The sequence below is a fragment of the Erwinia sp. genome, assembly GCF_031978025.1.
Lineage (GTDB): Bacteria > Pseudomonadota > Gammaproteobacteria > Enterobacterales > Enterobacteriaceae > Erwinia.
Window position 1 is genome coordinate 1 of record NZ_DALZCD010000140.1, and the last position, 10,925, is coordinate 10,925.

The 10,925-nt window shown below is 56.2% G+C and carries 10 protein-coding genes; 7 read left to right on the forward strand and 3 right to left on the reverse strand.

All coding sequences use genetic code 11. The features are described from left to right. From RTK32_RS12535 to RTK32_RS12545, 3 genes are all read left to right on the forward strand, one after another. Positions 1-578: FAD binding domain-containing protein (locus RTK32_RS12535; RefSeq protein WP_312044410.1), on the forward strand; the 578-nt coding region annotated here is incomplete at its 5' end. Between the two features lie 3 nt (positions 579-581). Further along, the gene (paoC, locus tag RTK32_RS12540; RefSeq protein WP_312044412.1) at positions 582-2,780 is read left to right on the forward strand and encodes an aldehyde oxidoreductase molybdenum-binding subunit PaoC; all 2,199 of its coding nucleotides are present in this window, start codon (positions 582-584) and stop codon (positions 2,778-2,780) included. A 9-nt stretch (positions 2,781-2,789) separates the two neighbouring features. Then, positions 2,790-3,752 (forward strand): XdhC family protein, encoded by a 963-nt coding sequence (locus RTK32_RS12545; protein WP_312044414.1) that lies wholly within the window; start codon positions 2,790-2,792, stop codon positions 3,750-3,752. A gap of 45 nt (positions 3,753-3,797) precedes the next feature. Here RTK32_RS12545 and RTK32_RS12550 read toward each other — a convergent pair whose 3' ends face one another. Beyond that, positions 3,798-4,712 (reverse strand): LysR family transcriptional regulator, encoded by a 915-nt coding sequence (locus RTK32_RS12550; RefSeq protein ID WP_312044416.1) that lies wholly within the window; start codon positions 4,710-4,712, stop codon positions 3,798-3,800. A gap of 153 nt (positions 4,713-4,865) precedes the next feature. On the opposite strand from RTK32_RS12550, the gene RTK32_RS12555 reads away from it, so the two are divergent. Both RTK32_RS12555 and RTK32_RS12560 read left to right on the forward strand, forming a co-directional pair. Continuing rightward, positions 4,866-5,591, forward strand: a complete 726-nt coding sequence (locus RTK32_RS12555) for an SDR family oxidoreductase (RefSeq protein WP_312044417.1) — start codon at positions 4,866-4,868, stop codon at positions 5,589-5,591. A gap of 251 nt (positions 5,592-5,842) precedes the next feature. Beyond that, complete coding sequence (locus tag RTK32_RS12560) at positions 5,843-7,021, forward strand: alpha/beta hydrolase-fold protein (protein WP_312044419.1); 1,179 nt, start codon at positions 5,843-5,845, stop codon at positions 7,019-7,021. A 225-nt stretch (positions 7,022-7,246) separates the two neighbouring features. On the opposite strand, the gene RTK32_RS12565 is transcribed toward RTK32_RS12560, so the two are convergent. Further along, complete coding sequence (locus RTK32_RS12565) at positions 7,247-7,855, reverse strand: TetR/AcrR family transcriptional regulator (RefSeq protein WP_312044421.1); 609 nt, start codon at positions 7,853-7,855, stop codon at positions 7,247-7,249. A 100-nt stretch (positions 7,856-7,955) separates the two neighbouring features. Here RTK32_RS12565 and RTK32_RS12570 point away from each other — a divergent pair, with 100 nt between their 5' ends. Next, complete coding sequence (locus tag RTK32_RS12570; protein WP_312044423.1) at positions 7,956-8,966, forward strand: NAD(P)-dependent oxidoreductase; 1,011 nt, start codon at positions 7,956-7,958, stop codon at positions 8,964-8,966. A 132-nt stretch (positions 8,967-9,098) separates the two neighbouring features. Here the strand turns inward: RTK32_RS12570 and RTK32_RS12575 are convergent, their stop codons facing one another. After that, the gene (locus RTK32_RS12575) at positions 9,099-10,004 is read right to left on the reverse strand and encodes a LysR family transcriptional regulator (protein ID WP_312044425.1); all 906 of its coding nucleotides are present in this window, start codon (positions 10,002-10,004) and stop codon (positions 9,099-9,101) included. Between the two features lie 550 nt (positions 10,005-10,554). Here RTK32_RS12575 and RTK32_RS12580 point away from each other — a divergent pair. Continuing rightward, positions 10,555-10,848: a DUF1330 domain-containing protein gene (locus RTK32_RS12580; RefSeq protein WP_312044427.1), complete on the forward strand. Its 294-nt coding sequence runs from the start codon at positions 10,555-10,557 to the stop codon at positions 10,846-10,848. The last annotated feature ends 77 nt before the right edge of the window (positions 10,849-10,925 follow it).

Sequence of the window (10,925 nt, forward strand, 5' to 3'; positions counted from 1 at the left end):
CCAATCAGCCCTGCAATAAACGCTTGCCCGGTAGCGGCTGCGCGGCGCTGGAAGGATTTAGCCGTCAGCATGCGGTGATTGGTGCCAGCAAGGCCTGCATCGCCACGCATCCCAGCGATATGGCCGTTGCCATGCGACTGCTGGATGCGCAGGTAGAAACGGTCAGCCCGGACGGGAGCGAACGCCGTATTGCCCTCAGCGACTTTTATCTTGCGCCAGGCGATACGCCGCATCGTGAAACCGTCCTGCAGCCGGGCGAGCTGATCGTGGCGGTCACCCTGCCCCGGCCGCTCGGCGGCACGCATATCTATCGCAAGGTGCGGGATCGGGCCTCTTACGCTTTTGCGTTAATCTCGATTGCTGCCGTTGTGCAGCCTGACGGCACGGGCCGCGTGGCGGCTGGTGGCGTGGCGCACAAGCCCTGGCGACAGGAAGAGGCTGATGCGCAGCTGCCGCACGGCACGCAGGCGGTGTACGATCGGCTGTTTGCCCACGCGCATCCCACTCCTGAGAATGAATACAAGCTGCTACTGGCGAAGCGCACGCTCGCCTCGGTACTGACGGAAGCGAGGGCCTGACGCATGAAATTTGATAAGCCCGCGGGCGAGAACCCTATCGATCGGCTTAACGTTGTGGGGCATCCCCACGATCGCATTGACGGCCCCATGAAAACCACGGGCACCGCCCCGTATGCCTATGAATGGCATGATAAAGCGCCTGACGTGGCCTATGGCTACATCGTCGGCGCAGCCATTGCCAAAGGGCGTATTACCGCTATCAACCTTCAGGCGGCTCAGAACGCACCGGGCGTGCTGGCAGTAGTGACGGCCAAAAACGCTGGCAGCCTGGGCAAGGGTGATAAAAATACCGCCACGCTGCTAGGCGGGCCAGAGATTGAGCACTACCACCAGGCGGTGGCCGTCGTAGTGGCAGAAACATTTGAACAGGCGCGCGCGGCCGCGCAGTTGGTTGACGTACAGTATCGTCGCGAGCACGGTGCCTGGGATCTCGCGGCAGAAAAGCCGTCCGTCACCGAAGCGCCGGAAAGCCAGCCGGATACCGTCGTGGGTGATTTTAATCAGGCTTTTTCTGCGGCAGCGCTGAAGCTTGATCAAACCTATACCACGCCAGATCAAAGCCATATGGCCATGGAGCCTCATGCTTCTATGGCGATTTGGGAAGGCGACAAGCTTACCGTCTGGACGTCCAATCAAATGATTAACTGGTGTCGGACCGACCTGGCGCAAACGCTGAAGCTGCCGGAAGAGAACGTGCGCGTCATTTCGCCCTATATCGGGGGCGGCTTTGGCGGCAAACTTTTCCTGCGCAGCGATGCAGTACTGGCCGCGCTGGCTGCTCGCGCGGCAAAAAGGCCGGTAAAAGTGATGCTGCCGAGACCGCTTATCCCTAATAACACCACGCATCGTCCGGCGACCATTCAGCATATTCGTATCGGCACCGATTCGTCAGGCCATATCACCGCTATTGCCCATGAAAGCTGGTCGGGCAACCTGCCCGGCGGCACCCCGGAGACGGCGGTGCAGCAGACCGAACTGCTTTATGCAGGCGCTAACCGTTTTACCGGGCTGCGACTGGCGACGCTCGATCTGCCCGAAGGCAACGCCATGCGCGCGCCAGGCGAAGCGCCGGGCCTGATGGCGCTGGAGATCGCTATTGATGAGATGGCGGAGAAAGCAGGTCTCGATCCGGTGGCTTTCCGTATCCTTAACGATACGCAGGTCGACCCTGCCAATCCCGACCGCCCTTTCTCGCGCCGTCAGCTGGTCGAGTGTTTACGTACCGGCGCAGAGCGCTTCGGCTGGGATCGCCGCAATGCGACGCCGGCACAGATAAAACAGGGACGCTGGCTGGTCGGGATGGGTATGGCGGCAGGTTTCCGCAATAACATGGTGACGACCTCCGGCGCGCGCGTGCATCTGGATGCTGACGGCATCGTCACGGTAGAAACGGATATGACCGATATCGGTACCGGCAGTTATACCATCATTGCCCAGACGGCGGCCGAGATGGCAGGCGTACCGCTGGAAAAAGTGGTGGTGCGGCTGGGCGACTCCAGCTTCCCGGTCTCCGCCGGTTCTGGCGGTCAATGGGGAGCGAACAGCGCTACCGCCGGCGTTTATGCTGCCTGCGTCAAACTGCGCGAAGCGGTAGCCAGCAAGCTTGGCTTTGATCCGGACACCGCGACCTTTGCCGATGAGCACGTAAGCAAAGGGGGCCGCCGCGTCCGCCTTGCCGATGCGGCAGCCGACGGTACGCTAACGGTGGAAGACAGCATCGAGTTTGGCGATTTGGATAAGCAATATCAGCAGTCCACCTTTGCCGGTCACTTTGTAGAAGTGGGCGTAGACAGCATGACCGGTGAGGTGCGGGTGCGTCGAATGCTGGCCGTGTGCGCTGCGGGCCGCATTCTTAACCCTAAAACCGCGCGCAGCCAGGTGATTGGTGCCATGACCATGGGCCTGGGGGGCGCGCTGATGGAGGAGCTGGCGGTCGATAAGCGTCTGGGCTACTTCGTTAATCATGACCTGGCAGGCTACGAAGTCCCGGTTCACGCTGATATCCCCGAACAGGAAGTCATCTTTCTGGATGACACCGATCCGGTCTCCTCGCCAATGAAGGCGAAGGGCGTGGGCGAGCTTGGCCTGTGCGGCGTCAGCGCCGCTATCGTCAATGCGGTGTATAACGCGACCGGCGTGCGGGTGCGGGAATACCCCGTCACGCTCGATAAGCTGTTAGGTTCGCTACCGGACGTGGTGTAAGGAGGCGTTATGCTGCAACACGCTTTCCTTAACGACCAGGCGACGCCAGCGGCTCCGGTACCGCAACAGGCGCTTCTCACCGACGACAGTGCCACTGTCCTGCGCTTTGCGCTAGAAGCGTTAAAGACAGGCACGGCTGTGGCGCTCGTCACGCTGGTGGCGATACGTGGTGGCGCGGCGCGTGCGCTGGGCGCGCAGATGGCGGTGCGGGAAGATGGTCAGTATTGCGGTCTGGTCTCCGGTGGCTGCGTGGAGGCCGCGGTGGCTTGTGAAGCGATGGCAGTTATCACCTCGGGTTGTGACCGGCAGGTCATGTATGGCGAAGGATCGCCTTACTTCGATATCGTGCTTCCCTGTGGCGGCGGCATCACGCTTGTCATCCATAAACTGCTCGAGGCGCGCCCACTGCTGGAAGTGCTGAATTTGCTGGCCCAGCGCCAGACGGCGGGGCTTGGTTACTCTCCTCAGCACCAACGGCTGCAAAGGGTTGCCTCGCCGGTCAGCACGGGCTGGCATAACGGTGTTTTCGTCACGGGTTATCGCCCGTGCACGCGAGCACTCGTGTTTGGCCGTTCACCAGAAGCGCTGGTCACCGCCAGTGTCGCCCAGGCAGCAGGCTATGAGGTGCAACTGTACGACGGCTCCGACCCGCAGGCAGCCATACCGGTAGATGCACACACTGCCGTGCTGCTGCTCTGGCACGATCTGAACCGGGAACTGCCCATATTACAGGCCGCGCTGGCGGCCAACCCGTTTTACATCGGTGCGCTGGGCAGCCAGCGTACCCACGCGAAACGCGTACAAAAGCTCAGCGAATTGGGTTGGAGCAGCACGGATATTGCCCGCATCAAAGCGCCTGTGGGGATTTTCCCCAAAGCGCGTGATGCCAGCTCGCTGGCGCTTTCGGTTCTGGCGGATGTTGCGTTCGCCCGTCTTAATGTCGCAGGAGATGAACAGACAGATGTCGGATAAGGCAAAGTCTCGCTGGCGGACGACTACGTGAGCGATGCTATTGCCTTATAAAAATGCAGATTGTGTGGCCGCTGGCTTCGCCCGTTCTTCGGCAAGGAAGTCAACAAAAGCGCGTAACGGCGCAGACATAAACCGGCCGGGAAAGTAAAGCCAGGGGCCTTCAAACGTGACCCACCATGCCGGGAGGACCGGCAAAAGAGCGCCTGTTGCAAAATGGGGCTGCAGCCAGTTTTCAAAGGTAGCGATGACGCCTTTGCCGCCGCATGCCAAATCCATAGCGCCGCTCGCACCATTAACGCCGATAGTTAAACGACCAGCCGGATTGACACAGACGGTTTCGCCCTCACATTCAAACTCCCACGGGATCAGCGCACCACTGGAATATTTCAGGCGAATACAGTCATGTTCGGCCAGCTCGGCCGGATGCAACAAAGGCCCCCGTGAACGGAGGTAAGAAGGGGCAGCAGCAAGCGCTAACCGCTGTGTTCGCGGGCCTATCGGCACCGCAATGCTATCTTTCGCCAGATGCTCACCGTAACGGATACCGGCATCGCAGCCTTCGGCGGTCGCTTCGATCAGCCGATCTTCCACGATGATTTCTACGCGTAAGAGCGGATGAAGAGCCAAAAAGCGGTCCAGCAAAGGCGGTAAAATGTCCACCATTACCGCGCCAGTTACGTTCAGTTTCAGCGTGCCGCGCAAGTCCTGTTGAGAACTGGCAACGTCATCAAGCACCGCTCGCATCTCATCCAGAAGCGGGGCCATACGCTCAGCCAGCGCCTGACCCGCCTCGGTTGGCATTACGCTGCGCGTGGTACGAATAAAAAGCGGTACGCCAAGCCTTAACTCCAGTGCAGTGACTCTTTCGCTGACCGTAGACGGCGACAGGCCCAGCTGTTTTGCCGCAACCCGAAACCCTTTTCCTTTAAAAACCGCGAGGAAAACCGCTAAATCATCCATTGCACTTTCCCGGGATTGTTCGCTATTCCGATCAGGTTATTCGTATTTAACCCGATTATCAAACAGTGCTCACCAGGTTATAAATCAAACAACCCCTGCGTGTCTTCCCGTAGCGGACAGGGGCAAATCTGACTCACTTACCGGAGAGCCTGCATGAAAAATAAAAGCGTTCTGATTACCGGCGCCAACAAAAGTATAGGATTCGAGACGGCCAGACAGCTGGGCCTGTTGGGTTATAAAATTTGGTTAGGGAGCCGCGATGAGACGCGCGGTCAGGCGGCCGTAGACCAGCTGGCTGCAGAAGGCATCGATGTCCGGCTGTTGGTTATAGACGTCACGAAGACAGAGAGTGTTGAGGCTGCCGCCCAGCGGGTGCTGAAAGAAGAAGGGAAGCTGGATATGCTTATTAACAATGCCGGCATTTCGGGCGCTCAGCCAGTGGCGCCGAGCGCACAAAGTATCAGCGACGTTATGGCGGTATACGATACCAATGTTTTTGGCATCATCAGGGTGACCCAGGCTTTTATTCCTCTTCTTAAAGCCGCGCACGGAGCCAGGGTGATTATGGTCAGTAGCGGACTGGGCTCGCTGACCTGGGTTTCCGATCCGCATCACCCTTATGCCCAGGTTCAGGCAATGGGGTATACCAGCTCTAAAACAGCCGTTAATGCTGTAACGGTCGCTTTTGCTAAAGAGCTGATTGATGACGGTATCAGCGTAACTGCTGTCGATCCTGGCTATACCGCCACGGATTTCAATGGGCATACCGGCCCGAGAAACGTGGCTACGGCGGCTGCTGGGATTGTCTGGCTGGCGGACGAGGCACCTGCGGAAGCCAACGCTGGCTTCTATTTCGATCAAAACCGGGCGCCGTGGTAAGGCTTTAAAGCGTGTAATTATCCTCTTAGCAGAGGTGATGCGTTCACCTCTGCTGCACAGCGTACCGCAGCCCCATTTTCCCTGATAACAGCAAAGGCAGTTATCGTGCAGGCCCATCTGGACAAAAAGCATTCTGTTGATACGCTGGATAACGACCAGGCTAACCGCCTGGTTTATAGCAGGCGCTCAGTCTGGCCTGCCTGTCATACCCGTTCAAAGGCTGTCTATAAAAATAAAACAAGGGACTTAATATGAAAAACAACATCGCCTGCCTGACCCTGACCATCGCTGCCCTGTTGGGTAACGCGGCTCTCCCTGTCCTTGCCGCGTCCTTGCCGGTAACGCCTGATTTATCGGTGCCGGTCAGCCATTACGTGACGCAGCTTAACGCAGATAAAAGCGTTACCTTTCGCCTTTTTGCCCCGGAGGCCAAGCGGGTTTCGGTGGTGACCGGCTCTTCTCCGGATAGCTTTGTCTCTCACGATATGAGCAAGGACGAAAGCGGCGTATGGTCATGGCAGAGCGCCTCGCTGGCGCCGGATCTGTACGAATATTATTTTGATGTGGACGGCTTTCGTTCTGTGGATACGGGAAGCCGTTTCCAGAAGCCGCAGCGTCAGGTCAATACCAGCCTGATCCTGGTACCAGGCAGTCTTCTGGACGATCGCGCTGTCCCTCATGGCGATCTGTTGACGGTAACTTACCACTCAAAAGAGCTGCGCTCAGAGCGTAAAATGGTTGTCTGGACCCCACCAGGTTACAGCAGCAAAAGCGACCCGCTGCCGGTGCTCTACTTTTATCATGGCTTTGGCGATACCGGGCTTTCTGCAATTGACCAGGGTCGGTTACCGCAAATCATGGATAACCTGCTGGCTGAAGGGAAAATTGAACCGATGCTGGTGGTGGTACCCGATACGGAAACGGACATTGCTCAGGCGATCCCGGAAAATTTCCCGCCGAAAGATCGTCGCAAAACATTTTACCTGCTTAATGCCAAAGCCGCAGACCGCGAACTGATGCACGATATTATTCCGCTGGTCGATGCCCGATTTAACGTGCGTCAGGATGCAAACGGACGGGCGCTGGCCGGATTATCGCAAGGCGGTTTTCAGGCGCTCTTCTCCGGTATGAACCATCTGGACAGCTTTGGCTGGCTGGCGACGTTGAGTGGCGTAACCGGTGCAACCGTGCCGGATACAGGCATTGCTCGTCAGCTCGACAAGCCCGAAGAGATTAACAGACAGCTGCATAACTTCACCGTGGTGGTCGGCGAAAAAGATGCCGTTACCGGGCAGGATATTGCCGGACTGAAAAGCGAGCTGGAGAAAAAGCACATCAGGTTCGACTACAAAATGTATCCTGGCCTGAACCATGAAATGGCTGTCTGGCGCCCGGCCTATGCCGATTTTGTGCAGAAACTGTTTAAATAACGTTTCGCCTCTTCCTGACAGGAAGGGGCGTTTATCCTATTACGCGACTTCCTTCAGACCACCCGCTTACGTCATTTTCCCGATAGGACTGCGAGTAGCGTAAAGCACCGTTTAATGAGGCTATGCAGCAAAATATTCAGGCTTTTTGCAGGCGCAGATCTTCGACAAAGGCATACAGGCCGCCAGGAGCAAAAATGACATATTGTCTGGCAGCCCACCAGGCCTTCAGCTCACCTGGGTTACGCCTTTAATTATTGAGGCAAAGGCAGTTACCGCCTCGGTCTGCTTGATACTGTCGCGGGCGATCGCCCCCGCTAAAGACTCTCCTGCTCCGACCAGGCCAATGCAGCATTGCTGAAGCTGTTGAGGCGACATGCGCACATGGGGCGTCAGGACAGCAACAAACATGGTCACGCAGTTATCGAGAAGCTCCTGAAAAACCGCTGCCTTTTCCTCACTGCCGGCCAGCGCCGCCCCTACCGAATAGAATTCATCTGTTTTGTCTGTTGTGCATTCTATATAGGCGCTGGCAAGCATATTCACCGTTTCCTGCACGCTTCTGGAGGGGGTTGCCATGGCCTCGGTAAACATCCTGACCCGCTCCGTATCAATCCATCTGTACAGCTCGATCAGCAATGCCGAGCGGGTAGCAAAATGATCGTAGACCACAGGTTTTGACACCCCGGCACGACCAGCAAGATGCCCCAACGTCAGCCGATCCGCGCCCTCTTCCCGGACGATCAGCCGCGCTGTGCCCAAAAGCTGTCGTCGCCGTTCGGCTTTAGACAACCTTTGCGCACGGGGTTTATTTTGAGAAATGTCATGTTCATCCATCGGGTGTTGTCCATAAACCTACTAAAAGTAGCTTTCGCGAGTGAGTAGTGCTACCTTTCCTACTATTGGTAGCTTACCACGTGAATGAGGAAACAGGCATATGTCCTTTGATTCGATACTTCTCCTGGGCGGTTCCGGCGCTATTGGTCAGCAAACTGCCAGGGCACTTCGTGCCAGCTATCCTGATCTTCCCCTGCTTATAGGCGGTCGTGATCTGACAAAAGCACAGCGCGCAGCGGCAAAAGCAGGCAACGCGCAAGGCATTAAAATTGACCCGGGGCGTTCAGACCTTGGTTTGGGCGCGCATAAAATCAGCGCTGTGGTCGTGCTTTACAAAGATCATTCGCTTGCCACGCTGCGCTTTGCACAGGCACGAGGCGTGCCGCACCTGAGTATTTCTTCCGGCGTGTTCGAGATTGCCCCGGAAATTGCCGACTATATCAATCACCCGCATGCCGCTGCGATGGTGCTGGGATATGAATGGCTGGTAGGCGCCACAACAGTGCCTGCACTCCAGCAGGCGAAAGCCTTCAGTGAAGTGCATGCCATCTGCATTAATGCGCTGGTAGACGAAGAAGACATGGGCGGCCCGGCTGTTGCAGCTGATTTTGCGCATTTGAATCATCTGATGCCAAGGGCGCTCACGCGACAAGCGGGAGAGTATATATGGCGCGAAGGCGATGACATTAACACGGCGTTTCCAGCGATTGACGGAGCCAGAATCAATGCCGCCGGTTTCTCATCGATTGACGTGGTAGGACTGGCCTCGTCTACAGGCGCGCGCGATGTTCAGTTCAATCTGGGAACGGGCGTCAGCTCAACCCGACGTAACGGAGGGACCTTCTCAACCGAAATAATCATTGATATGACCGGGCTGGACCCTGCCGGAAACAATCTGCACACGCGACATGCGGTTGTCCATCCTGGTGGAGCCGCGCCCTTAACAGGCATGGGCATTGCCTTACTGCTGGAAAGGCTCACAGGCCTGGATGGCAAGCCGCCGGTTGCACCCGGCCTGTATTTTCCTTATCAGATTCTGGACGCATCCCGCTATTTAGCGCGTTTAGCCGAGGAAGGAGGAGAGGTTCTGCAACTTAAGACCGCCTTCTGATAAAGCCACGATCGGCAGGTTTGCAACAAGCCTGCCGGTAAAGCAAGCAGGGATCTGCTCTCACAATTATTGTCATTAATTAAATCCGAGGCAGACAGGGCAACTCTTTTTTTCAGGGCGTTAATACGGTTATCAGTCGAAATAAGGTTTTAAAGTCTCTTCGGTCCAGTTCATAAAAGCCCTCACCCGCTGCGACAAATTGCGCCGATGCGCGACGACAAAAGAGGCGGTAAGCGGTTCAGGACGCATATGGGGGAGGACTTCCACCAGCATGCCGTTTTTGATGTAGGGTAAGAGCGAGGAATACCCACCCTGTATTAAGCCTAACCCCGCCAGCCCTGCCTCATGATAAGCCGGTACGTTGTTGACTTTCATGCTGCCGGGCAGCAGCAAAGACCTGTAGCCATCGCCTGCCGGATACTGCCATCCATCAGGTTTCGCCCCAAAATGACGCATGTAATGAACCATCCTGTGTTTCTGGGTGAGGAGATCGTCAAGTGTCCGGGGCACACCGAAACGTTCCAGATACGCCGGGCTTGCTGCATTGATCATGCGTAGATGTCCCAGCGGCCGTGCAATAAGCGTTTCGTCCACAATGGGCCCCAGGCGGATCACACAGTCAAATCCTTCCAGAACCAGATCGACCCGACGGTCAGTACTTGAAAGCTCAATTTCAAGGTCCGGATTTTCTTCCAACAATTGCGGCAGAGCGGGAACAATCACGCTTTGCGCCAGCACAGCCGGCATATCAACACGTAGCCGCCCCCGCAGTGGCCTGTCGGAATCGGTAAACATCGACTGTAGTTCGTCTGCTTCCGCCAGCAGATCGCGCGCACGTGAATAGAAAGCCCGGCCGTCTTCGGTTAACTGCACGGTCCGCGTTGTTCTGTGCAAAAGCGTAGCGCCTACAGCCTGTTCGAGTTCCCGGACCACCACTGAAGCGCGGCCTTTCTGAATGCCGAGGCTTTCAGCTGCCTGAGTAAAACTCTTCATTTCTGCCACGCGCGCGAAAACGATCAGGATTTCCAGATTCTTCATTGTTCTTCTCTGCTGTAACAGTGCGTTATTTTTTTACGTATTTATTGGCATATTAATACCAAATAGACTGCCTTCCTACCGCGCTCCTGCCCCACACTTTTGAAGGTAATGAAGATGAGCTATTCCCTGAAAACGATTAATGCCGCTGTTATTTATCATTCTGGCTACAGGTATACAGAACGGATGGCGGCCGACGTTGTGGACAAGCACGCGGTATCCGTAAGCCGGTGCGCGCTTGCCTGGTGACTGGCAAAGCGCTGTATCGCCAGCGTCATTATCGGCGTAAAGCGGAGCTGTCGGCTTACCGATAATTTTGAGGCGACAACGCTCGCTCTAAAGCAGAAGAACTGGCGCGCCTTGATACGATAAGCGCTCTGCCACCTTCATATCAGGTGATGGGTAAGTGAACATCAGGATACAGAACGTTATTCCAAACCTTTCACCTTCAAAACCTAACAGTAAACCCAAAGGCTTTACATCAATTCAGCCCGTTTGCGCCTGCCTCTGTGCTTAGGCTGGAATATTTCCCTGCTTACAAGGATAAAGAGAAATGAATAAAGGTTATTTAATCGCTCACGTAACCGTATCGGACCCCGTTGCCTATTCAAACTATGCCCGCGCGGCCGGAGAGGCAATGCAGGCCTTTAAGCCGAAAATAATTGCCTGGTCGGGGCAGTATGAAAATCTTGAGGGAGAGTCTCATGAACGGCATGTCGTTTTTGAGTTCGCCTCTTTTGCCGAGGCCAAACGTTTTTACGAGAGTCCTGAATATCAGGCAGCCAGGTCAATACGTGCAGAGGCGGCGACCGGTACTTTTGTATTAGTCGAAGGAGCCAGCGTTTAATACCAGGATCTGTTCTGTCTGGTTTTCGCACAAAGCGGGCTTTGCCCGGCTTATATGTCCGCTCTGTGCCAAAAACG

Coding starts and splice junctions, on each gene's coding strand:
- paoC (WP_312044412.1), top strand. CDS start 582: ATGAAATTTGATAAGCCCGCGGGCGAGAACCCTATCGATCGGCTTAAC.
- RTK32_RS12545 (WP_312044414.1), top strand. CDS start 2,790: ATGCTGCAACACGCTTTCCTTAACGACCAGGCGACGCCAGCGGCTCCG.
- RTK32_RS12550 (WP_312044416.1), bottom strand. CDS start 4,712: ATGGATGATTTAGCGGTTTTCCTCGCGGTTTTTAAAGGAAAAGGGTTT.
- RTK32_RS12555 (WP_312044417.1), top strand. CDS start 4,866: ATGAAAAATAAAAGCGTTCTGATTACCGGCGCCAACAAAAGTATAGGA.
- RTK32_RS12560 (WP_312044419.1), top strand. CDS start 5,843: ATGAAAAACAACATCGCCTGCCTGACCCTGACCATCGCTGCCCTGTTG.
- RTK32_RS12565 (WP_312044421.1), bottom strand. CDS start 7,855: ATGGATGAACATGACATTTCTCAAAATAAACCCCGTGCGCAAAGGTTG.
- RTK32_RS12570 (WP_312044423.1), top strand. CDS start 7,956: ATGTCCTTTGATTCGATACTTCTCCTGGGCGGTTCCGGCGCTATTGGT.
- RTK32_RS12575 (WP_312044425.1), bottom strand. CDS start 10,004: ATGAAGAATCTGGAAATCCTGATCGTTTTCGCGCGCGTGGCAGAAATG.
- RTK32_RS12580 (WP_312044427.1), top strand. CDS start 10,555: ATGAATAAAGGTTATTTAATCGCTCACGTAACCGTATCGGACCCCGTT.